We start from the raw sequence: 23,925 nt of genomic DNA, 5'->3' as shown, positions 1-23,925 counted from the left end.
CTCCCCCTCCCATATGTAGTTATTGAATTATATGTGATTATTGTATATATGTTATTATTGTATATACTGGGCAAATTCTTATAGTTAAGTGATAACTTTTTACCCTACCCTAGGGTAATTTCTTATAGTTTAATTGAAACTTTTTACCCTAGGTAGGGTAAATTCTTTATGTTTAACTATAACGTTTTACCCTAGGGTAAATTCTTCTATTATCTCAGGTCAGTGTTGTTCCTTAAAAGATCACCCAAAAATGTATTTCGTCTCAAATTTTCAACCTTCTTCATTGCGCTGTTAATGACATCTGGTTGGCATATTACCACTACAAAGTCTGTTGCCCTTGTGATCGCAGTGTATAATAGGTTAGCACTAAGCTGCCATTTATGAGCCTTATCTGCTATCACCAAAACACTCTTCGCACTTCCTCCTTGACTCTTATGCATAGTCAAGCACCATGCGTGTAACAATTGAAATTTATCCTGTAATCCAATCTGGATATCGTCTAGATCAAATTTCACATAAATTCCATTGAGATCCTTTTCTTCTGAATCATCAACGCCACCATCCTCATCCCTGTATCTCTTACTCTTATCTTCTGGCTTCCAATCTGTAATCAGGTCATAAATAATTCCCTTATCACCATTTACAATTTCCGTATCGCAGTCATTAATATTTTTTATATTGTATGTATTTTTTATATTTATGATATAATCTCCAACACGTAAGTATCCATCTTCACCGAACTCAATTTCTTTCTTTATTCCATCGGCAGGATTAACAATACTCTGAATAACCTTATTAATCTCAACTGTTCCCAATTTACCTTTCTTAGTTGGACTGAGTACCATTATTTCTTCAGGTCTAAATTTCTTCAGGTATCCATTGTAATAATGCTTGTATCCGTCCTCCATCCATTCTTGTTCTACACAGTGAATAATCATATTGTCTCCAAATGTTATTCGCCCACTGGCTGAATTGTCGATGAATTTTTTATTCAAACGGATCTTCGTAGCTATATCTAGCACTCCGCCTTCACTCTGTCTGAAGACAATATCAAGCTTCGTAGTAGGTACGACTTCGCTTTCTAAAAGATCGTGTAGTAGTAGGCCGCTAGCGACACTCGGAATTTGAAACGAATCCCCTATGAATAAGATTCTGGTTGATGGATTTTTAATCTTTTGCAAGATAGAAGAAGCAATAAATACGTCCAACATCGACGTTTCATCAATGATAACGAAATCCTCATTAATCGTAATCAAATCCTTCTCTTCTTTTCTTTGACCATAACCAATTGCCCTGTGAGCAGTTAATGCTTTTTCGCCTATGTAACCACCTAATATCTTTGCAGCATTACCTGTTGGAGCCAACCATTTGGCCGTTAATCCTATTTCTAACAGCAGATCTCTGAGTAATTTTTGTAGCATTGATTTACCACAGTTTCCTGTAATACAAATCCTGTTTTCACGTCTCATTACCCACATACCTGAAGGAAGAGTAAAACAATACTTCAATCCATCTACAGGATAGTAGTCAACCATTTCAGTTCTTTTATCTGGATTTCTTGCAATTAGAGAGACAATATTCCCTTTAGAAATGATAACATTATACCCAACTGTCTTTCTGGTGTAATTGTTTTTTGTATACTTTTGTCCTACTCGATTATCAATCCCAATTGTTGCACGTTGACCAATTGATGAGAAAACGAATTGAATAAAATCAGCAGATTCTCTTTCATGAGTTGAAAAGGACAACCGCCCTCCCTTATGCACACATCCGTCCCAATAAAAAATTTCTTCAGCAATAATCTTTAGTTGCTTAGAATTACAGTTATACCAGTACGAATCAAATACCTTAGCTTTAATAGGCGAAATAAAATGATATGTATTATAACCATCATCTTTAACTTGTTTGGTAAAGTCTATATTGGCATTGTGGAGCAATATTTCCAAACGTTCCTTTTTTCTTTCCTTTTTTACATTTATTCTACATTTCTTAATTTTATCACTTTTCGGAAAATGTCCGTCTGCAATGACCATGACCATTACTCTGATCTCATCGTCTGTTAGTGCTATACCGTCACCACTATAATTAAAAGTGGTAATGAATCTCCCGTTAAATCCAGCAGCATTTGCTTGATGCCTTCTCTTTACTTCGTGGAAAGGCAATTCAGCCAAATGTCCTTTGCTTGTTCTATATATCACCCTATGTTCATCAGATAAACATTGATTTATCGAACCACTCTTATTTTTTATTAGTGTCATCTTATCTTCTTTTAGAACATGGTATCGCTCTGGGATTACAAGACTTGTTGATCCATCTCGGTTATATTGTAGTATTTTGTCTCCATCTTTATAATCAGATACTTTCTTCCACTCGAAACCATTGAAAAATTCGGTATCCTTGTCAACGCATCCAGCATAGCCAACTAGTAAATTAACATTGTGATCTTTAATGTTTACAAAAAATGATTTCTGTTGTTCAGAAAGTTTAATATCATGTTTTTTCTCCATACGTTCAATAAATTCATTAACATCGAACTTCAGCGTTGTTGTGCTACCTAGTCTTTCTTTAATCCATCTAGCTATGTTATCTTCAGTTTCAAATGTAGTCTTTAAAGCAATCTTAGTGTCTTCTATGTATAAGTCATCCATAGCATATACTTGTTTATTAATTAGGGACTCTTCGACCTGTAAAAGTTCAATACCATTTTTTATTAACTCGTCGTATTCTATGTATGTATGACCACTACCTTGTTCTAGTTCAATTATGTGTTTAATTCCACTTTGAATCCTAAATGGACTCTTGAACACCTTCTCAACAAACATCTTATTGGCTTCATCTCTTGTGATATCGCCTTGTTTAAGAAGTACTTCAATCTCTTCTTTAGCCATGTTTCTTGCTATCGCATCTGCTTTCTTAAACCCAACACCATGTATTTTGGTTAATGTGTACGGATTATTCTTTACCTTTTGAATGGCAAGTTCAGCAGATCCGAACTCCTCCATCAACTTTACAATTACTCCATATGTAACTCCATATTTCCCTAAGTTGCTAAATAGCTCTTGATAATCTAAATTGTCGATAATCTTTTTCCGTACTCTTTGATATGTGGCCTCACCAAATCCTTTAACCTTGCTGTAGTCAAAGGTGTTATTCTTAAACAGTTCAATTACGTCTTGATCTTTGTATGTATTGTATATTTCTTTTATTTGAGTTTCTGTGATGAGTGCTCTTAGAAAGTCCTTCTGGGCTTCTTGTGTCTTTGGCATTTCCTGATATATTGAAATCACATTATAGCTGACTCCGAATGTGGGGTGACTTTCACCAAATTCAATTTCCGCCGTATATTCTACATCGATGTCTAGCCGCTGCATTTTACCCTTGATTGTAAATGTACCGTACTTCGGATGAATCTCAACCTCTGGATTCTTTTCTGTAACACATGAATAGATGTAAAAATCATTTTCAGGGTTATAAACCTTTGGATGCACACACCTCTTTGGTGTCAGCTTTAGTTTAATTGTACTCATTCAACATCTCCTTTTAATAATCTGATCCATTTTTCATAAATATGAGTTGGGATAGACTGTCGCTCACTTTCAAGAATGCTTATGTATCCGTTTGTAACCCTAAGTTGCTCTGCTATGTATTTCGCTTTAATCTCTTTTGTCTGTCGTAGTAGTCTAAGTTGCTTTCCTTTCAGCATCACATTTCTCCCTTGTAGTTTTATAAATTTGTTTATAAGTTAAAAATAAAAAAAGCATCCGAAAGGACGCTTAAAATATAACATCAGTTTAATTACAGTGTCAAGATATATTAATTTGTTTATAAGCCAGCCATCTCTTGGATCTTCAAGGCCAATTGATCATAAGCGCTTTTATTGCTCTCTTTAAGTAATTGTAATAATTCTTCCTTACTAACTAAATCAAACGCCTCTTCTTTTACTTCACGATACATCTTAATGCCAGCCAATTCCTCAAAGTGTCTTGTTGGATCTACATAGTGCTCAATAAAGGTCTGTACGTCCTTGTGCCCTGTCTGCTTCATTCCAAGGTCAACATTACCTGTAGTCTTCATTTCATAGGTTGGAGCGACTTTCCTTAATGAGTGAGTAGTAATTCTTCCCTCAAAGCCTAATTCCTTCGCAGCTCGTGTGATTGCGTCATGCACATTGTCAGTAGATAAATTAGGGAACACTTTGTCTCCATTCCTACATTGGTGCAACTTATCCACCAACCATTGTTCAGCAGGCATCGAGTGTTTTTGATTTCTCTTACCTATGACAGTTATTGTATAGAACCTCGTGTCTTGTGGTTTCTTAATATTCTTTCGCCAATCTAGTTTTACCAATGTTTCTATTCGAAAACTGGTGACAGTAGCTGTATATATCAAGGCATTTAACTCTTGACCATTTTTATAGTTTAAGACATGGTTGGCAAGTTCTTCAACCTGTTCTTTACTCAAAACATCATAACTGTCTGGATTGTAGTCTAATGCTTTAACTGCAAAAATCAGAAAGTTTACTTCATATCCAACTGTTTGCAAATACTTGTATAAGTTTCGAACTCCAGCCATTTTTCTATTTACTGTGCCTCTATATCCTGTATAATCAGGATCTGAATTTTTCGCCTTAGCTTTATTGATTAGGTGTTTCCTGTACTCTATAGCATGAGACTTAGTTATCAAAGCGCCCGTTTTAGTTTTAATGATGTCATCATTAGTTAAAACGGATAGTGTTTTCCCATGCATGTATAGAAAAAACTCTTCAATGTCCCTTTTATATTCTTTTTTAGTTTTTTCATTTTCATATTCATTAAGAAACGCTTCGATATCTGTAAATGCAGATTCAACACCTATACGCTGCACATTTGCCATCGCCATTTCCAATCACCCTCTCCCCAACTAATTGATTTAATCATACATTAGTTGGTAAAACGAGTCAACTTGATTTAGCATGTTTTTCATAACTTATTTAATTGTGTCTCAAAAACGAAATATCTTTATAGTGTCTTAACCCTCACCATTTCCCATAATAGCCGTTTCCTATCTCCACTCATACAAATCAAAGCTCAAATTTGATTTTAGATCCTCACCAAAAGTCTCCAACACTTAAGTCGTCTACTACTTTCTGAAGAGCACTCACCACTTTAGACTTGGTACGCTCAGTTGGCCGATATTCGATGTCACCACACATCCTTCCAACTGTAGCTTCACCTAGCCCCGTATTCTTCTCCAGCCATCCTTGAGTGATTCCGTTTCTATCCAAGAATCTGCCTAACCTCGTTCTTTTCTTGCCCAAACCTAAGCCATGTGCTCCCATTTCTTATGCCCTCGCTTCCATTAGTGATTAATAGAAGTTTGGACAGGAATAGATAGATTTATACAAGCTTTTCGAAATTTATGTCGAAGTTGATGGAATATGGACAAATAACACCACCATATCCTTTATCATGCAGGAGCAAACAACGTAGAACAGCATCATTCAAGAACATCCACTACCATCTAGTATCTCGAAGGAGGTTATATGATAATGCAAGATTACTTCCAGCATGTCGCAAGCTGCTTAACTATGGATGATTTAAAAGTTTTAGGTGTTCTCTATGATAATGACGCTACTGCTGGATACAGCGCGATGAAAAATGCAGATGTTTTGTCGGCCACTAAATTGTCAGAAGCAACTTATCGTAGAATCGTCTACCGCCTTAGTGCCAATAAGTTTGTTGAAATTGTCACGCAACAAAAAATGCACATGTTATACATCACTCAATTCGGAACAAGTGCAATTAACACAACAATGAAGGGAATTGGTGCTTAGTGCTAGGAATAATCGGTTTAGGTCAGGCAGGTTCAAATCTTGCATCTGAAGCTGCTAAACGTGGAGTCTTAACTGGGGCTATTAACTTTAGTCAGAGGGACTTGGATGCAGTTGAAGTTAAACACAAACTTAGACTTCTTGGTTCAGAGGGGGTTGGAAAACAGCGCAACGAGGCCATTAGATTGTTTCAGGAACAATGGGAAACCGCTGTAGGTTTCGTTAGGGACAATTTTAGTAACTGTAAACTGATCGCCTTAACTTTCTCAAGTTCAGGTGGCTCAGGAAGTGGAATTGCACCAATATTACTAGACATGTTGATTCAGATGTTTCCAGAAAAAGTGTTCATTGCTTTAGTTATCATGCCAGAGATTAGCGAATCTGAAACAAGTCAAAAAAATTGTATTGCGACATTTGAGGAGTTATCTGGTCTAGATCTCGCAGTTTTCCCAGTAGATAACCAGCAAATACGCCTCCAGAACCCATCAATAGGTAAGAATCGTCTTTATGAAATATCAAATCTTCAATCCGTAGATACAATATGTAGACTCGTTGGATATACAGAAAAACACTCGAAAACAGGAAATTTCGATGAAAAAGATCTACTAACAACACTTAGAACAAGAGGAATTGCCATTATAACAGAAACCCCTATCTCTACTTCTCTGACTCAAGTAAACCTTACAGTTGACGGGATTTCGGAGAAGGTTAATAGCTCATGGGCTCACTCAGTCTTTGCTCCTCTCTCCTCTGACAGCATTCAAAGAGCAGCTATAGTATTTGACGGACAAGAAGAACTCATGAGCTTCCTTCAAGTGAGTAATTGGTTTAAAGATTTCAAGGTAAAACCACACGAAATTTTTGAGGGGTACTATCACGAACAAAGAGGAAATGTCATGACTCTCCTCACTGGTCTTAAATGGTCTTTCAGCCGCTTAAAAGATATTGAATCATCTTTGGAGCACAAGCATGATGAAAGTGAAGTTTCATTGGAGCAAGGCTATAAATCCAGTGTTTCGTTACGTCAGCCTATTAAGAAGCAAGAAAAGAAAGTATCAGTAATGGATATTTTGAACAAATACAATCGATAAAACAAATTATGAGGAGAGTGTAACTATGAGCAACAATCAAATTTTCGCATTATTGACTGGCCTACGAAAAAATGGTGTTCAGATTCATCTAACTGAGGACGGTTGGAGAGAGTTTATCAGAATTATTGAAGAGGATAATACTGAGGCTGAGGGGCAATCAAACCAAGCAGTTTGAGGTGGAGTTATGAAGAAAAGGAACGTATTGATAGCAATTGCAATGGTTACTGTATATGTAGCTCTTCCTGCTTATCGGTATTACGCTATTGGCAGCTACATCGGATACAAGATCCTAAGTGAAAAGCAATCATACAGGGTGGTAAAAAGAAGAGGAACAGGCTAAATTATCAGGGGTAGAGTATGGCCTATTCAGTAAGGGTGGTATTCCCTTACCTTATGCTAAGCCCTGCCCCAAATATTCCAAATATCCCTGTTTACCTAAAATATTTATTATGAGGTGGTTKGTTGTATGCAGGTTATGACCATAAGCGCTTTTTTGAATCGAGATTATGAATTGGAAACGAATATTAGACGAATAGCTCAGCACCTTAAGAAACACAGGATTAAGTATCAGATTATAGGGTTAACTCTCATCATTTTTGCTACAGGCGGATTAGATGGTTCGGTATTTGCAGCATCATCTGGTATAGATGCAGGAGCTAGTAAAATTTATCACAAACTGCTCTCAATAGGAAAATGGGTTATTGTAGTCAAAGGTGCGTTTGACACACTTCAGAACACCTTACAAGGCGATTTCGCATCTGCTAGAAAAGCTTTCCTCCAATATTTGATGGTATATGTACTCCTACTCGCCTTCCCTTTTGCTATGGATGAGGTTGATAAGCTTTTCGCTGAATTCTGATGGCGCGGAGGTTTTGTTATGCTCATTAAATTAAATCACATCCCTATACCTGTGTCTGAAATTGCAGAATCTATCTTCTTTCCCGATAAAGTCAAAATGACAGTTAAAGAATATGCTAAGGAAAAGGTTCAGGAGGCAATTATCGGATCACTTGAAGGCGTGGCTGAGATTCTTGTTGAGTTGATTGATTCAATTGCACTTGTTGGTGGCGGTCTTTGCATACTTTTCTGGGTAGCTGGATGGACTGATGCAAAGAAATGGCTTGGTGTATTAGTGTTGGCCGATGTGTTAGTAAAGTACCTGTTAGGTGGTGCTGCATAAGTGAAGATAAGTGAATATGTGAGGATTGTAAAGCCTGAGTATGTATATCTGAAGTTAAAGCCCAATAACTCTATACGAAATAATGGGACTCATAAGATATCAAGAGCTATTAGTGGCTTATACAAAAACATCCTAGAAAACATCAAGCGAGATGAGGAAAAACTGGTAAAGCTTTTTGGTAAGGAGTTCGTTATCCCAACTAAGTTAAGCATACACACGAGCAGCAAAGTATCATATTTCGTATACTTGGAAAAATCGAAAATCGAGTTTTACTTTATCGTCCCTACATCCCAACTACTCTTCTTGAAAGAGAAATTTAGTGATGCATGGTCGAATGTTACGATTGAACAGGTATCAGAACTCCCAACCTTTAGTAAGGAGGCAATGAAATATCAGCTTCATTATAAAAAGGAAGACGGTCTAAGCTTAGCAGTCGACAGGAGAAGTAACGATTTGCTAACCAGTCAGTTAAATGTTGTAGAAATGCTAGAAGATGATGATCGAGTCGGTATATTCTACAACTTCCTCCCTTCTACTCAGCATGGATGGCGTTTTAAGCATAAAGATACAATTGAAAAAGCGAAGAATGGTAAGCCTGTGGACAGAGACAAATTAGGGTGGGCATATTTGCTTAAATACGCTGTATCAGTAGTTGATGGTTTTCTAAATGTCTTTACCAGTACTCTAGTCGGAGAAGGAAAGAAGCAACCGTCATTAAGAGAAGACAGTGTATTGTCAAATTTACTATTTTCACTAAACGGAGGTAAAAGCATAACTGACTCGTCACTAAAGAAGGGTACTTCCATTCCCCTAGCTACTCAAATTGTCGTTATGAGTGAAAGCTCTAATAAAATACGTGAGCGTAATATTGCAAGAAGCATGAGCGCAAGTTTTGATACGGTAAGTGAAGATAATGAACTAATATTCAAACCCTTCAGACGTACATTTAGATACAACGATTATTCTATAGGATCTGACCGTAATATCATGGGCGACGAAGAAGTTCAAAATTTGATCTCGTTGGCTGGAAGGGACATTCTAGAGAAATACAATTTTATTGATCATGTTGAGACCAATGAGACTCAAGTAGCCGAAGATCTCCAACATGGGGTTTTATGTATCGGTGAAAGCACATATCGCGGTCACAAACAAAAAGCATATGTTAGTAATGATAGTGAGTTCAGGAATCTGATGTTGCTGCTCATAGCTCCTACAAGAGCAGGTAAGACAAACTTGCTATCAAATTTATCAATAGACGCAATATCTAACGGTGAATGTGTAATAATTTTTGATTACATTGAGAATTGTGAATTGAGTGATAGCGTAGCAGCTTGTTTTCCAAAAGATAAGGTTCTAGAGGTTCGATGTGATGATACAAACAGTATGCAGGGGTTGGGCTATAATGAAGTTGGCATTAGTTCTGATCCTTTCACCCAATATGATAATTCCAAAAAACAGACTGCAAATATGCTTGCACTGGTCAATTCTATTCATAATGATGAGAGCCGATTGAGTCCTAAGATGGAGCGCTATTTGGAGTCTGCCAGCCTTATCGTATTTGTTAATGGTGGAAGCATCAAGGATGTATTCGGAGTTCTTCAAAATCATACTCAGAGATTCGATTTTCTCAAACGCGTACAAAGAAATCAATATGAGTATTTAGAAGAATACATGGATAATTTGCGTGAGCTTGATGACTATGACGGGAAAACTGGAATATTAACAGGAACTAAAACGAATCTCATAACAGGAATCGTAGACAGATTAAATACTCTTAAACGAAATACGTTTATGGAGTTGATGCTCAAGAAAGATACAAGCATGAACTTCAATTTGTTTGAAGAAATGCAAAAATGCCAATTGATAACAGTAAAAATGCCTCAACACATGTTCCCTACTGAATTTGAAAAGGACACTTGTGTAACGTTTTGGCTAACAAAGCTTTGGATGGCCTTACAGATTAGAGCAAGTGAAATTAAAGATAAAACTAAACGTGTTAAAGTGAACCTGATTATTGATGAGCTGTATCAATGCCCTAATGCAGAGAAGTTTCTAACAACAAAACTATCGCAGATGGCTAAATTTATCGCGAAACCAATTGTAAGTTGCCATTACATTAATCAATTACGATTTATGAGGAATGAGCTCAGATCAGCAAACACCTCTTACATGCTAATCTCAGGCTGTGACAAAGCTAACTTTAATGAGTTAAAAAACGAACTTCATCCATTCACAGAAGAAGATCTAAAAAATTTGCCGAGATATCACTCATTGAACCTCATGAAAAGCAGCACTCAGGGATACTCAAAGTTTATTACCAAACTGCCTGAGAAAGTTGAAAGTAGAATTCGAAAAGGAGCGATTTGATATGTTACTTAAAATTAACAATCAACCTCTAAAAGAAATTCTTGAGGACGGTATTAATATCAAGCTCGATTTTATGGAGGCCTATGAAATAATTCAAACCCCTATCCATCTTGAAGTCGGATCTAATGCACACCACTGGTTCACTACTGACTTAAACATTTTCAATGTTCCTAATCATATCGTCGCTTTTGCAAAACCACATGCAGTTAAACTTCTTGATTTCATCTTCTAAAGGAGTCCAATAGGGCTTCTTTTTTATATCTAAAAAATAAATATTCATTGACAATAAATTGGATCTAATGTTACATTTGACTTGCAAACAAGAGTTGCTAATTCTTGGAGGCCGAATCTTTGTAGAGAGGGATGATAAATAATAAATATGAAAAAGGTGAGATATTATGGAGGATCAAGAGTTAAGTATCAGAGAGTTATTGTATGAGCATGGATACGATTTAGATGAGATTAACAATTTAATTTCTGAAGGCGGAAAGATGGGCAAGTTCATGTATCAGGTTAAAACAGAAATATTAAATGAGCTGTCAAGCTACATAGACATGGAGTAAAACAAATACATATGAAGTAGATCGATTTTGACTGGAGGATATTATTTGAATCTTAGTAGACCTGTATACATCCCCTCCATAGAGGGCTGTGACATATACAACAATATGTTCAGAGGTAGAGAGTTTGAAATTAAATACATAGGAATGATACCTTCAAGTTTAGAACTAAATAAATTAATTAATATCGGTCTAAAGACTGTTAAGAAAAAGACAAACAACAAACTTCTTTCGTTGGATATCATTAACGTGAAATTCAAACAAAAAGTTAATTCAGGCATTAGTATCATAACTAAATTAAAAGATAAAATTGAAAAATTGGATGATTCAAAGGACGAGTATCGAAAAAAACTTCAAGAATTCATTTGTCTTATCGAATCTGAAATTGAACAAGACAAATGGAACGAAGTAAAGAATAGTGAATTGCGTATGATGTTATATCAAGATGGATTCACCTATAACGGAAATGAATATGTAGTATATAAAAGATCAAGTGCGAAATCTAGAATTGGGCAATGCCTTTTTATTAAGAAGAGTCTTTATGAACCAATGATTAGATGGAGTCGAATGAATATTGATTTCAGGGAATGTAAAAGTGACTTAGAAGTTGATTTCCCTTCCCTACTTGCATATGAAAGCCTAGTTGGCTCTTCAATTGAAACTACCGTTAGAATAGACCCTAAAAATATCCTAATTATTGAAGATGTTGAAAGTGTTTTCACACAAATGGGCAATGTAGTGCGCACTGGCGAAAATGGATACTTAGACAGTTTTAAAGAAAAGACGGTTATTAGAAATAGTCTTTTTGACGGCGAATCGCTCTTAGATGCCAGTTACTTTCCCAAAGGAAAATCAATGATGCTTTTACGAAATCACATGTTTAAGAGTGCTGCTTTCAATTGCGAGATACAACAATTTCTACGAGATCACTGCCCAGAGAACACAGATTTCAATGACTGGCAGTTATCAAGCATGTTTAAACAAGAGAAGATTTTTGCCAAAGATATTCACCTAATTATCACACCAAGTAGCCTCAAAGCACTCAAGTTCTACAAAGTTATGGGTTCTGAATTAAAAATGTGGCGCTACTGGAAGAAGATCGTAACTAAGGATGGTTGTACATTCGGTGTTTGTAAAAGCGAGAAAAAATCAAAACTTGGATTCGACAAAGACGAAAAGGTAATACAACAGACTAGTTATCAAATGCTTAACTCATTGCCGATGACCAAAGAAGTAGTGTCAGAATTCACGCAGCTTGAGAAACAATTCATTGATAAATTAAAAAATGATGACAAGTTTTTTGTGAAGCACATCAGAGAAAACGCAAACGATATTAATTGCAATAATATGTTTGCCGATTTGTTTGATATCAATAATGATATCGCAAACACAAAACTCTTCAGGAAATTCAGGAAAGAAATTATAAGTGGACATGTAACGCATATTAAAAATGGGAAAGTCAGATTACGGGGCGATTATTGTGTAATGCTTGGAAACCCAATTGAATATTTGTATCATGCCATCGGTGAATTGAATACTAAAGATCCTTTAGAGCGCTCACTGATTAAAAATGAAGTTTACACTTCTATGTTCAAAGAGGTCGAACTTACAGGTTTTAGGAATCCACACACCAGTCCAAATAATGTGCTTTTAGCGAGAAACAAAAAGATCGTTGAGATTGATAAATACTTTAACCTCTCTGAGAATATTGTATGTGTAAATGCGATAAAGTTCCCTTTGCAAGACATTCTATCTGGGTGCGACTATGATAGCGATACCGTTCTCTTAATCGAGGATGACCGATTATTAAACATCACAAAAGGGATATTTGGCAGGTATGACGTTTGTATAAACCAAGTTAAGAGCAGTAAAAAGAAATACGTGGTCTGCAACGCTGATATGTCAGTTATTGACAACGAACTTTCCAATAGTCAAAAATACATAGGTAGAACAGTTAATACAGGCCAACTTTGTATGTCTCGATACTGGGACATGTATCATAACGGCAAAACTGAGGATCAACTCCAACACCTCATGCGAAAAATAGACGTTGTAACAGTACTTTCTGGGATATGTATCGATTTAGCCAAGAAAATGTTTGACATTAATATTAATAAAGAAATCGAGTTTATTGGAAAAACAAAAGAGTTAAAGAAAGAAAAGCCGCTATTTTGGAAGTATGTTAGCCAAGACAGTAATATCGTTACAGAAAGATATCAATGTCCAATGGATTTTCTATTTGAGGAAATGTCTGAGTTAAATTATGCCGCACCAAGAACAGATATCCCCTTCAACAACTTTCTTATTGAGTACAACTTGAAAGATAGTTCATACAGGCAAGAACAAAAAATTTTTAGTTATGTCGAAACTATGGTATCTAAAATCAATCATACATATTCGAGTAATTTAAATGATGAAGAAAGAGATAGGAGAATTGACGATCTAATTCAGTATTATGGATTCTACGTGGATAAATTGAAGATAAATAAAGAAACAATGTATGCATTACTTTATAAATTAACAAAAAACAAGAAAGATAAAATTGCCTCTAGGCTTCTAAATGTTATGTATTCTTCTCAAAAAACGTTGTTTTTACGAGCATTTTTAACCCAAAACGTCAGAAATCATTAAAATGAAACATGAAAAAACACAGTATTTATGTGGTTTTTTCCAATATCACAGAGTTCGCCATATGATAAGGGTTAATGAATCCTTATTTCTTCAAAAATATTAATCATTTTATCTAAGGGAGATTTAAATAATGAATAAAGAAAAACTTATTGCAAAAGTATTTGAAACGACAGACTTATCAAAGAGGGATGCTACTACTGCCGTTAACTCCGTGTTTGATTTGATCACTGAAACAATTGAATCTGGAGAAAAAGTTAAAATTATTGGATTTGGATCTTTTGAAGCTCGTGAGCGTAAGGAGCGTAATGGTCGTAATCCTCAAACTGGAGATCCAATTCATATTGAAGCAAGCAGGACGCCAGTATTTAAAGCTGCTAAAACCTTAAAAGAACGAATCAAACAGTAAAACTACACTCCTCTTACATATACTTATTAATCTGGGATGTGAACATGGTTCACCTCCCCTCCACTCTACCTTAAATGAGAAAGGTACATTGCCGATGAAAAAGGTTCTAGTCGATACTAATTGCCTACTAGATGGATTTGAGATACAAGACAATAATACATATATCCTACTCTCGTCCGTAAATAGAGAATTGGATAAGCATAAAGTTCACGGCGATAGTGAGTTAAAATTTAAAACTCGCAGAGCAGTACGGTTTATTGAAGATAATGTTGATTCATTCGAGTTTGATGTACGTGATTATAATGTTCAATTTGATAGTGGCTTTGATAATAATTATACCGACAACAAGATTATACAGGCTTGCTTAGATAATGTTTATTGTTTGATGACCAACGACTTGTTGTTGAAGCAAAAAGCTAAGATGTATGGAATAGAGTTGGTTAGCCCTAAAGAAGACAATTCAAAAAATAAAGATTATACAGGCATGATTGAAATTGAACTTACTGATTCCGAAATTTCTAAAATTTACGAAAATACAACAATAAATACATTCGAGTTACTATTGAATCAATTTCTTGTGATCAAGAACAAAAAAGGTGAATACATAGATAAACTTCGTTGGAATGGGAAAGAACTTATTAAGCCTCGATGGAAAAAGGTGTCTAGTCGCTATCTAGGTGAAACTAAACCTCGAAACCAAAAGCAAGAAATTCTATTCAATATTCTTCAAGACGACACGATTACGGTTAAGGCCTGCTTTGGGCGATATGGTAGCGGTAAAGACTATTGTATGATTTCACACGCCATTAGTTTTATTGAATCTCAGAAATTTGATAAAATTGTGTTTTGTCGAAATCAGATTCCTTTAAAAGAAGCACCTGAGAGTGGATTCAGAAAAGGTGATAATTTTGACAAGATGATTGAGTTTGCAATGCCACTTGCTGATGCAGTTGGTGGAATTGAAATGCTTCGTGTAATGGTCGAAAAAGGACAAGTTGAATTACAGGATCTTTCACGTATTAGAGGCAGAGACATTAAAAATGCGATTATTTATGTGACGGAATTTCAGAACAACACAAGTGAACACGCAAAACTTCTACTTGGTCGTGTTGGTGAAGGATCACAACTTTGGATCAATGGAGACCTACAACAAACCGATAAAGACATTTTCGCTGCAAATAGTGGAATTATTGCTATGACAAATTTAAGAGGTAACGAACTTTATGGTCAAGTTACCTTAGATAAGACAGAAAGAAGTAAAACTGCATCCCTATCTGAACTAATTTAAAAAAGCAATTCACAATCAATTTCAACCTCAAATGCATATATTCACTCATAGACAGGAGCCCTCTCCTGTCTATTTTGTTGTCTCAATACCAAATAATCATAGGGAGAAGATTCATATGTCTGATAATAAACAGAATGAATTAAACAAGATCAAAAACGACTTGTTCGCGTTGTATCCAAATGCTACTAGTATCGCAGTAACTGTCGAGGGAGACAAAATTCTTGTAAGTCCCAAAGAGAAGTACGTGGCCTCCTCTCCATCAGATGAGGAGTGATTGAATGGATCACTCCATACTCCTTCAGATAGGTATTCAAAAGCGCAACAAGCAGATAGATGCTAGTTGGCAGGAATTAGCTGATACTCATAGTAATGGACTCTTCCCTACTGGTGAATCGTTTCGTTGTTGGGTTAAGACTCGCTTGAAAAGTGATGATAAGATTTCTAATAGTAGTGAAAAGAAACTGACTTTAAAAGACGCTGCTGAGTTACCTAATTATAAAGCAACGACTGAAATACATAAAGATGGATCTCAAAGTAGTGACAAGTTAGTCAAAATGTCATTAGAGCAATGTATAGATGCAGACTATCTGCTTGAAGCTCATGGATATGACAGAGCCTCTTGGGAACTAATCACAGCCAAGAATAATATTTGGAACACATATTCCAAGACTGACGGTATTAGCACTCTTTATTCGAGTAAAATCAGTGTTCGCCMACTTAAAAGTATATTTAACTTTGAACGTTTTATTGAATCTATTAAAAATGTTAGTCCAGCTAAGATTTGTGTTGAAAAGCATCTTCTAAATGATAAGCGTTTACTGGAAATATCTCTCTTCGACACACATTTTGGTATTTCTGATTTCGAGTATTATACACCGACTCAGGAAAGAATTGCACTCAAGTTGGCGACTAGACATTGGGAAGAGGTTTTATTTGTTGTAGGACAAGATATGTTTCATAACGACAACTTCAGAGGACAAACATCCAACAACACTCCGATTGAAACAGTCAACATGGAAAAAGCTTGGGATGACAGCCTCAAGTTTTATCAGCCACTGATTAGTTTTGCGCTTGAGAACTCAAACAAGGTAAAGATTATGTATTCCAAGGGAAATCATGATGAATCTATGAGTTGGGCTTTTGTTCAACTATTGAAAGCACTGTATCCAAGCGCTGAGTTTGATGACTCTTTCATTGAACGCAAAGTACATACTTTTGGTGATAACTTTATAGGTATTACTCATGGCGACAAGGCCAGAAAAAATCTTCACAACATCTTCCCTATTGAATTCCCTATGGAATGGGCGAAAGCGAAGAACCGTGAAATACATATGGGGCATTTGCACGTTGAGGATGGCAAAGATCATTTTGGAATGATGGTTAGAACTCTTGCGACGAGGAACAAAACGGATGCTTGGCATAAAAATAACGGATTCGTGGGAGCACATAAACGTTTTATGTTGTTTGAGTTCAGCGCTACTGATTTAGAAAGTATCCATTATGTATAAGGTTAGACTAATCAAAGAAGTCAAATATTAACGGTGATGTGTATGAAGACGAAGGACAATGAACAAATCAATGTTATTATTCTCAGGAATCGTGTTCATCAATGCAAAGAAGAAGTTATCGAGGATTACATTGACATATTAAAGGGATGTAAGACAGCTCAAGATTTCTATGCCCTATTTGACCAGTTCTATGATGATGTATTTGAGTTGGCTGCTGAATTATTTATTGAAAAACAGATTCAGCAATCAGCAGAGACTCTTGAGAAAATTCGAAGATTTTAAAAGTTAAGAGTAAAATTGGTAAGCACACTCAATCGTGAGTAGGCCACTACCTCCATATTTAAGGAGGGATGTAATGGAATATGTAATCTTAKGACTAGCTGTTGGTTTTATTGTGGATCGGTATATTTTTCCAATGTTTGATATGCTATTAGAACTTCTTCAATACAAAATTACACAGAAATGCACTGAAGTGCAGATCGACACTAATCTACTGTCGTTAGAGTATGAGCAAATCATAAACAGCGGTAATGAATTAACTCCAGCGATTGGATTCGTCGCAGGAAGCAGCGCTGATGATTCTGAAGACTATGACGACGATGATGAAAACAGTAAGAAAATCGGATTTCAACTCACTTAAAAACCATTAAAAATCCAATTTCATTGTCTTAAACACCGCAATTTGCTCATGGCAATTGCTGCATTCAAGAGGCTCAATGCCTCAACCAACGATTTCCACGCTAAGTGGCGCAAGTTGAAGTGTTTGAATCCACTAACCTGAATTTCTAGAGTTCAGGTTATTTGGTTTGCGCATATTCATGTTGCAAAGACAGGTAAGTTGATGTCTGTTCTAAGACTCATAATGTTAACACGTAATTCTCCCTGAACCGTGTTTCTTACCTGTCCCCTTTCTGGGAGGAAAACTTTTTGGGAGAAGATAAATATGACTCAAAGACAAAAGTTTGCTAAGAAAATTGATGTTGAAGAATTGGCTGTCAAGCAAACTAAGAAAAAGTGCACCAGTTGTGAAAGAGAACAATATTCAGAGAAATCTTTTTATAAATMGAATAGTAAGTTTCATGCAGATGGTCGTGTAGGGATCTGTAAGAATTGCATCGGAGAAAATGTTGATTCAAATGACCTACAATCGGTAAAGGTGATGCTCCTACATCTGAACAGGCCTTTCCTTACTTCTTACTGGGATAGTGCAGTTATTGAAGGTGAAAAGAAAGGACAAGAACCTTTCGGATTATACCTAAAATCGATTCAACTAAATGCAGTAACTAAAGATTTAACATGGCTTGAAAGTGACCATGAATCTCATCAGAATAAACTACCAACAACATATTCAAGTTCAAATACCGATTTAAGAGTTTTAGGTAATTCGGAAGATGAGAAAAATCGTACTGATGTAATTAGAATGATCGGATACGATCCATTTTTATTTGAGAATGAGGATGATAAACGAGTCTTATACAATAAGCTCGTCGATTTTCTTGATGAATCAACTCTTGAAGACAGTTTTAAACTTCCCGTAGTTATCGAGATTGTAAAGGCATTTAGTCAAATTGAAAAGCTAAACTCCACTCTGGCACTCATGCTCACAGACACTAAATCGATGGCTACTAACACAGGTAGCATCAGTTCCCTTGTCGCCACCAAAGAAAAGATGCTTAAAACTGTCCTTGCTTTAGCCAAGGATAACGGCATATCAGTTAACCACAACAACAACAAGAGTAAAGGCGGCAACACTCTTAATGGAATTGTCAAAAAACTTAACGAGATTGGCTTAGAAGCAGCTACAGTAAATTTGTTTGATCTTGAAACTTGTGAAGCCATGAAGCAAATCGCAGACATTAGTCATAGGAGTATACTGGATCAGCTTGTGTTTGATGAAAATGATTATGCCGAAATGTTGAGTGAGCAAAGAGGCATGATTAAGAAGTTGGAAGATAAGGCCTCTTCATTTGAAGAAGACAACAGGCAGTTAAAAATAAAAATTAAAGTATTAGAGAATTCAATGCCAAGAACTGAATTGCTCTAAGCTTGGAGGTGATGACCCCCCAATGGATATTTATATGAAACAGACAGATTTACAAATCTCTCAGCGAAAACTTGAAGGTTATTTAAAGTTAGCAGAAATTATTCAATGGGGGCGTTAGCAAGTCTCCCATTAAATTTTGTGAAAGATTCTTCGGAATAGAATTTCTGGATGCACAGAAATACGCATTTATGAATACTTGGTTAAAACCTTATAATCTCTGGTGCATAACACGAAATGGTGGGAAAAGCACCCTGAGTGCCCCTTTCATTATGACTAAAGGGGTTTTGTTCAGTGGTCATAATTCTTACATCCTTTCCAACGTCTCAGCACAGTCACAAGATACATTCATGAAGATTGAGAAAATAGCTAAAAAGGAAATCAACAGTTTTACAGGACTAACTGATTTCTTTATTGGTGAGCTTGTTAAATCTGCTGCGAATACAGATGGTTTTACACATGCTCAGTCAGGTTTCAATTACAAACTTTATAATGGCAGTTCGGTAACTTCCCTTAGCGGTGACATCAATAACAACAGGGGTAAACGGAGTAGTCTCAATGTTTATGATGAATCTGGCTGGACAGATGAAGAATACGTAGTAGCAACAACCCCCTTCCTTCTTCAGAATTCAACTTTCAGGATGGGTGGAGATGTAGACGTAGACACTTTCCCCAAACAAGTTCCGAATCAACGATTATTTATCTCTTCCGCATCTAGCACAGATAGTTATTTCTATACCCTATACAAGGACTACTCTAAGCGTATGATGCTTGGCGATAAGGATTATTTCGTTTGTGATATTAACTGCGAAGTCATGATTAAACCTTTTTTCAATGGAAGGCTCTACCCTGTTCCTTTGATTGAACGTAATGAAATTGATGCAGAAATGAGAAAAAACAAAGAAAAAGCTCTACGCGAATTCTACAATAAGTTCTCAGTTGATGGTGGAGATAATCAGGTATTTAAACGAGCTACTGTCGTTAGAAACTCCAAAGTACGTTTGCCTATTATCAAGAAAAACACAGAAGGAAAACGTAGATTTGTTCTGGCATATGATCCAGCTCACCATTATGATAATTCCGTTTGTTTGGCTGCTGAAATTATTGATGATGAACGTGTTGGATTCAGGATGGAAATCGTTAATGGTGTAAGTTTCGTGGACATCGCCAAAAAAAAGAAGACTCCTATGAGAACTCCTGAACAAATGAAGGCTTTAAAAAAAATGATTCTTGATTACAATGGAAACAAAAGTCCCGACTATGAGAACATTGAATGTCTCTTGATAGATTCTGGTGCAGGCGGTCACGGAACTACATATTCTGACTACTTAATGGAAGATTGGGTTGATGAAGAAGGTATTACTCACAAAGGACTCATCGACAAAGAAGAAAATAAGGAATATGTATCACGTTTTCCTAATGCACTCGATAAGTTAAAACTAATGAGTCCACAAAAGTATAAGCGTGAGATGTATGACGCTCTTCTTGAGATGATGAATCTCGATCTCATCTCTTTTACAGCCGAATATGACGATAAAGGCTTTTTGATGCTTCCAAGAGAGACAGGTAAAGAAATCGAATTTGAGAATTCTGATGGAGAGAGTCAGAAAGAAAAAGAAATTTCCTATGCACAAGTTAAACTAGATTTCGAAGAGGAAATGGCCTTAAAGAATATTGATTTGGCTAAAGAAGAACTTGTAAATATCTACAGACACAAAGGTACTAATGATAATTACCGCTATGATCTTTCAACAGAAAAAGTGGGAAAAATGAATGATGACCGTGCCTACTGTCTCGCAATGCTAGGATGGTATTTGCAGCAAGTTCGTCGTGGATCAATAGTCAACAAGAAGAAAAATGATTTCGACTGGTCTACAGCCCCTCGCACAGTGTCTTCAGTATCGTTCTAATGTCATAAACGAAAGGATGGCGAACATGTGTCACATTCGGAAGATTTTCAAGTGATAATTGCTTCTAAGACTAAGGACGATGATACGATCATCTTAACTTCGCAGGAACAAACTCAAAAGTGGCTTGAAAATGCAATGTTCAATTTTAACAACAACTATCACCAGTATTCAACATACCTAAATGAAAATTCATTGGGAAAAGCCGTAATAACAAATGAAGAAATAGATTCTCTTGCAGACAATCCTCAGAATGATATACATAAAGTAAAAAGAATTAATGGTTTAGCTAAGTATTACATCAATAAGGACGATTTGATTGGAAAGATCTACGAGACTATTGAAAGTAATATTAATACAAACTTTAAATTGTCGTACAGTGATTTCAGTGGAAACAGAAACAAGTTAAGAACTCTTGAGAATGCCAAAAGTTTAATTAAAAATTTTAATCGTTCCATCAACCTTAAACAATTACTGAGAAAATCTATTCCAATTTCTTATGCAGAAGGAAACTTTATATCTTACCTTAGAACAAACACAAAAGGTAATTATGTAGTTGACCATTTTCCTCTAGGAGTAGCTGAGATAAGCGATTACGAAATTGACGGAGAGCCAATTGTATTAATAAACGTAAGCGAACTAGTGTCACGTTTAAAGAAAACGGTCAAAAAGAAGAAAAATGGTAGTAATCTATTCTTTGACAACATCGAGGATGAATTGAAGAATAACTATCCAATTGAAGTTTTTGATGCTTATAAAGCAAAAGATCAATATGCTAAATTAAACGTAGAAAACACAGGTGTTATAAGAGTAAATAACATAAACAGAAAATATGGTGTTACACCTATATTTAGAACATTTAAGTCAGCGGTAATGCTTGATACATTTGAAAACACTGATCGTATTAATGCAAAGGCAAAAGGAAAGAAAATAATCTTTCAGAAACTCAGGAAAGAACTACTTGGACAAGATGGTCAATCAAAGGCATTCGAAGAAATGGCATATGCTCACGATACTTTTATGCAAGCATGGAAAAGTGAGACTGTTATTTATACTGGAGCAGCTTTCGTTGAGGATATTAAATACATAGAGCCAACAGTAGAAACAACAAATATCAGTAACATTAGCCATTATAGAAGTAAAATTATGACTGCCCTTGGTATTGGATTTCTAAATCAAGATTCTAAACAGACATTCACTGTAGCTAATATAAGTATTCTAGAACTTATGAAAACAATTAATAAGATCTCAGAACAATTAGAAGACATTTTAGAAAAATGGTATTGTGTTCTACTACTTGAAAATGACATTCCTTTAGAATATTGCCCTGAAATTAATATTATAGATGCAGAAATGTTATCAAATGATATTAAACTTTCTTTAATTGATATTTTGTTTAGCAAAATGAATCTTAGCTACGAGACTTCGCTCGGTTTGTTTGGAATATCAGTAAGTGAAGAGAAACAACGTAGAATCAAAGAAAACAAAGAAGGATTTGAAGAGATATTTACACCACGTTTAACATCGTACACAAGCAATGGAGATTCAACAGGTGGAAGGCCTGTAGATAACAAAAATCCTGATAAACAAGTAGAAGATCAAGACCGTAGAGGATCAGAATAGAAATTCTACAGCGAGAGGTGGTGAGAAAACAAGAATATGGATGTTATTAAATTATTTAGTTCGCACAAAGTCATCATAAGTGAATCCGAGACTGACACTATAGATGCAAAGTTTATAATTTGTGATTTTGACCCTAACAAAAACGATGTTTCGCTCAATAGAGATACAATCGATAATTGGAAAAACACATTAGAAATTAAACCTCTCGTTGGAAAAGTAATAACAAAACGTAATGGTAAAAAAGACTTTTCAGGTCACAATGTCAAAATTGTTGAGAAACTTGATGAGAATGGCAAGAAATATCAAGATATTGAATTTGACACATCTGCATTTGGTAGTTTCTATAACGTAGCAATCGAAACAATTGATGATAAAGAACATATAGTTGCTTCGGCAAAAGTCTGGAAGAGATTTACTCAGGCGTATGAAGTCATTAAAAGTAGAGCAACTTCCGAGTCTGGAATCAAGACCTCGTGGGAAATACAAGTAATCGAAAGCCACTTGGAGACCATAAATGGTAAAGAAGTCAAGGTAATTGATAAAGGTATCTTCATCGGTCATGCATTATTAGGTGAAAATGTAGAACCTGCCTATGATAGTTCAGGGCTTCTCTCAGTTGCTACTAATCAGAATGAAGAGAGAGATGAACTTACGATAGCACTACTAAATGATATATATCAAATATCAACTAAAGAGGAGGATTCAAATATGGGAAAAGTAAACACTTCTGCACTTACTACTAGAGACCTGCATCAAAAAGTGCGTGAAGCGCTAAATCCAAAAGGTTGGAATAGTAATCCATACTATAGTGTGTGGGAGATATATCCTGAAGATCATAAGATTTTAGCCTACGACATCGAAAGAGATTCAGAGGACGATTATTTAGTTATTACATACTCTATTGCCGATGATGTTGTTTCTATTGGTGAAAGCACAGAAACAAAACTAAGTAAATTAATTTCGGAAAGAACAAATGTAAGCATTAGTCTTGATTTGAATGATACAGCAAAACTTCTTAGTGAAAAAGAAACTGAAATCAGACAAATCACAACTCAAAAAGAAACTGCCGAGAATGAACTTGCATCTAAAGTTGAAGCACTCTTGTCAGCAAGCGAGAAAATTGAGCAACTTCAATCAACAGTTGATGAACTCACTCCATTTAAGGAGCAAGTAGAGGCTGCACAACGTGTAGTGCAAGAGCAAGAAATTGCCGAGAAGAAAGAAAAATTAAAAGTGATCGCTTCTAAAGGTGGTTACATCACTTGCGATGAAATCGAAACCTCTGAGGAAATTAAAGAGATGATCGAATCTCTTGATGAAAAAGGCATTAAAGCGCTTATTGCTGAACGTTTCATTAAGAAACTTGAAGAGACCCCTGCTGTGATTGAAACTTCATCTAAAAACGAAGGTGAAGCAAGTAATGCTAAAAAAAATATAAACAATGACGAAACTACTTTTGATTATAAAGTTACCATGTCGTCATATCTAAAAAATTAAATTATTATAGGAGGATT

The 23,925-nt window shown here is 35.7% G+C and carries 20 protein-coding genes; 18 read left to right on the top strand and 2 right to left on the bottom strand.

Annotated features, from left to right (window positions below):
* Positions 1-209: 209 nt before the first annotated feature.
* Both AC1DF0_RS11835 and AC1DF0_RS11830 read right to left on the bottom strand, forming a co-directional pair.
* Positions 210-3,527 carry an AAA family ATPase gene (locus AC1DF0_RS11835; protein ID WP_477574065.1) on the bottom strand — a complete coding sequence of 1,106 codons (3,318 nt, stop codon included), beginning with the start codon at positions 3,525-3,527 and terminating at the stop codon, positions 210-212.
* A gap of 295 nt (positions 3,528-3,822) precedes the next feature.
* On the bottom strand, positions 3,823-4,878 hold the full coding sequence (locus AC1DF0_RS11830) for a tyrosine-type recombinase/integrase (RefSeq protein WP_477574387.1): 1,056 nt from the start codon (positions 4,876-4,878) through the stop codon (positions 3,823-3,825).
* 649 nt (positions 4,879-5,527) lie between these two features.
* Between AC1DF0_RS11830 and AC1DF0_RS11825 the strand changes: the two genes are divergently transcribed.
* The 18 genes from AC1DF0_RS11825 to AC1DF0_RS11740 all read left to right on the top strand — a co-directional run bounded on the left by AC1DF0_RS11825 (position 5,528) and on the right by AC1DF0_RS11740 (position 23,908).
* Positions 5,528-5,812, top strand: a complete 285-nt coding sequence (locus AC1DF0_RS11825; protein ID WP_477574064.1) for a hypothetical protein — start codon at positions 5,528-5,530, stop codon at positions 5,810-5,812.
* Positions 5,812-6,900, top strand: a complete 1,089-nt coding sequence (locus AC1DF0_RS11820) for an FtsZ/tubulin family protein (RefSeq protein WP_477574063.1) — start codon at positions 5,812-5,814, stop codon at positions 6,898-6,900. The genes AC1DF0_RS11825 and AC1DF0_RS11820 overlap by 1 nt, the downstream gene beginning before the upstream one ends.
* Positions 6,901-6,925: 25 nt before the next feature.
* Positions 6,926-7,075, top strand: coding sequence for a hypothetical protein (locus tag AC1DF0_RS11815; protein ID WP_477574062.1), 150 nt, complete (start codon positions 6,926-6,928; stop codon positions 7,073-7,075).
* 291 nt (positions 7,076-7,366) lie between these two features.
* The gene (locus AC1DF0_RS11810; protein WP_477574061.1) at positions 7,367-7,759 is read left to right on the top strand and encodes a hypothetical protein; all 393 of its coding nucleotides are present in this window, start codon (positions 7,367-7,369) and stop codon (positions 7,757-7,759) included.
* A gap of 18 nt (positions 7,760-7,777) precedes the next feature.
* Positions 7,778-8,080, top strand: coding sequence for a hypothetical protein (locus tag AC1DF0_RS11805; protein ID WP_477574060.1), 303 nt, complete (start codon positions 7,778-7,780; stop codon positions 8,078-8,080).
* Positions 8,081-10,447, top strand: coding sequence for a type IV secretory system conjugative DNA transfer family protein (locus tag AC1DF0_RS11800; protein WP_477574059.1), 2,367 nt, complete (start codon positions 8,081-8,083; stop codon positions 10,445-10,447).
* A gap of 1 nt (position 10,448) precedes the next feature.
* On the top strand, positions 10,449-10,679 hold the full coding sequence (locus AC1DF0_RS11795) for a hypothetical protein (protein WP_477574058.1): 231 nt from the start codon (positions 10,449-10,451) through the stop codon (positions 10,677-10,679).
* 166 nt (positions 10,680-10,845) lie between these two features.
* Positions 10,846-11,010: a hypothetical protein gene (locus tag AC1DF0_RS11790; RefSeq protein WP_477574057.1), complete on the top strand. Its 165-nt coding sequence runs from the start codon at positions 10,846-10,848 to the stop codon at positions 11,008-11,010.
* A gap of 45 nt (positions 11,011-11,055) precedes the next feature.
* Complete coding sequence (locus tag AC1DF0_RS11785) at positions 11,056-13,638, top strand: hypothetical protein (RefSeq protein WP_477574056.1); 2,583 nt, start codon at positions 11,056-11,058, stop codon at positions 13,636-13,638.
* Positions 13,639-13,768: 130 nt separating this feature from the next.
* The gene (locus AC1DF0_RS11780) at positions 13,769-14,044 is read left to right on the top strand and encodes an HU family DNA-binding protein (protein WP_477574055.1); all 276 of its coding nucleotides are present in this window, start codon (positions 13,769-13,771) and stop codon (positions 14,042-14,044) included.
* Between the two features lie 94 nt (positions 14,045-14,138).
* Positions 14,139-15,332, top strand: a complete 1,194-nt coding sequence (locus AC1DF0_RS11775) for a PhoH family protein (protein WP_477574054.1) — start codon at positions 14,139-14,141, stop codon at positions 15,330-15,332.
* A gap of 278 nt (positions 15,333-15,610) precedes the next feature.
* A complete protein-coding gene (locus AC1DF0_RS11770) occupies positions 15,611-16,840 on the top strand; it encodes a hypothetical protein (RefSeq protein WP_477574053.1) in 1,230 nt (409 codons plus the stop codon).
* A gap of 42 nt (positions 16,841-16,882) precedes the next feature.
* Complete coding sequence (locus AC1DF0_RS11765) at positions 16,883-17,122, top strand: hypothetical protein (protein ID WP_477574052.1); 240 nt, start codon at positions 16,883-16,885, stop codon at positions 17,120-17,122.
* 73 nt (positions 17,123-17,195) lie between these two features.
* The gene (locus AC1DF0_RS11760) at positions 17,196-17,480 is read left to right on the top strand and encodes a hypothetical protein (protein WP_477574051.1); all 285 of its coding nucleotides are present in this window, start codon (positions 17,196-17,198) and stop codon (positions 17,478-17,480) included.
* Positions 17,481-17,783: 303 nt separating this feature from the next.
* Complete coding sequence (locus tag AC1DF0_RS11755) at positions 17,784-18,884, top strand: hypothetical protein (RefSeq protein WP_477574050.1); 1,101 nt, start codon at positions 17,784-17,786, stop codon at positions 18,882-18,884.
* Between the two features lie 188 nt (positions 18,885-19,072).
* Positions 19,073-20,791: a terminase gene (locus AC1DF0_RS11750; protein WP_477574049.1), complete on the top strand. Its 1,719-nt coding sequence runs from the start codon at positions 19,073-19,075 to the stop codon at positions 20,789-20,791.
* 27 nt (positions 20,792-20,818) lie between these two features.
* Positions 20,819-22,411, top strand: coding sequence for a hypothetical protein (locus tag AC1DF0_RS11745; protein WP_477574048.1), 1,593 nt, complete (start codon positions 20,819-20,821; stop codon positions 22,409-22,411).
* A 36-nt stretch (positions 22,412-22,447) separates the two neighbouring features.
* The gene (locus tag AC1DF0_RS11740; RefSeq protein ID WP_477574047.1) at positions 22,448-23,908 is read left to right on the top strand and encodes a hypothetical protein; all 1,461 of its coding nucleotides are present in this window, start codon (positions 22,448-22,450) and stop codon (positions 23,906-23,908) included.
* Positions 23,909-23,925 lie beyond the last annotated feature (17 nt).

The sequence above is a fragment of the Paenibacillus sp. 05T425 genome (assembly GCF_056396205.1).
Note: the sequence above shows the minus strand (reverse complement) of the source record. Positions and strands in the feature narration are given on the sequence as shown.

What these genes read in the sequence shown, in the direction of transcription:
- AC1DF0_RS11835 (WP_477574065.1), bottom strand. Translation starts at nt 3,527, where the DNA reads ATGAGTACAATTAAACTAAAGCTGACACCAAAGAGGTGTGTGCATCCA.
- AC1DF0_RS11825 (WP_477574064.1), top strand. Translation starts at nt 5,528, where the DNA reads ATGCAAGATTACTTCCAGCATGTCGCAAGCTGCTTAACTATGGATGAT.
- AC1DF0_RS11810 (WP_477574061.1), top strand. Translation starts at nt 7,367, where the DNA reads ATGCAGGTTATGACCATAAGCGCTTTTTTGAATCGAGATTATGAATTG.
- AC1DF0_RS11830 (WP_477574387.1), bottom strand. Translation starts at nt 4,878, where the DNA reads ATGGCGATGGCAAATGTGCAGCGTATAGGTGTTGAATCTGCATTTACA.
- AC1DF0_RS11775 (WP_477574054.1), top strand. Translation starts at nt 14,139, where the DNA reads ATGAAAAAGGTTCTAGTCGATACTAATTGCCTACTAGATGGATTTGAG.
- AC1DF0_RS11750 (WP_477574049.1), top strand. Translation starts at nt 19,073, where the DNA reads ATGAATACTTGGTTAAAACCTTATAATCTCTGGTGCATAACACGAAAT.
- AC1DF0_RS11740 (WP_477574047.1), top strand. Translation starts at nt 22,448, where the DNA reads ATGGATGTTATTAAATTATTTAGTTCGCACAAAGTCATCATAAGTGAA.
- AC1DF0_RS11780 (WP_477574055.1), top strand. Translation starts at nt 13,769, where the DNA reads ATGAATAAAGAAAAACTTATTGCAAAAGTATTTGAAACGACAGACTTA.
- AC1DF0_RS11795 (WP_477574058.1), top strand. Translation starts at nt 10,449, where the DNA reads ATGTTACTTAAAATTAACAATCAACCTCTAAAAGAAATTCTTGAGGAC.
- AC1DF0_RS11790 (WP_477574057.1), top strand. Translation starts at nt 10,846, where the DNA reads ATGGAGGATCAAGAGTTAAGTATCAGAGAGTTATTGTATGAGCATGGA.
- AC1DF0_RS11815 (WP_477574062.1), top strand. Translation starts at nt 6,926, where the DNA reads ATGAGCAACAATCAAATTTTCGCATTATTGACTGGCCTACGAAAAAAT.
- AC1DF0_RS11805 (WP_477574060.1), top strand. Translation starts at nt 7,778, where the DNA reads ATGCTCATTAAATTAAATCACATCCCTATACCTGTGTCTGAAATTGCA.
- AC1DF0_RS11765 (WP_477574052.1), top strand. Translation starts at nt 16,883, where the DNA reads ATGAAGACGAAGGACAATGAACAAATCAATGTTATTATTCTCAGGAAT.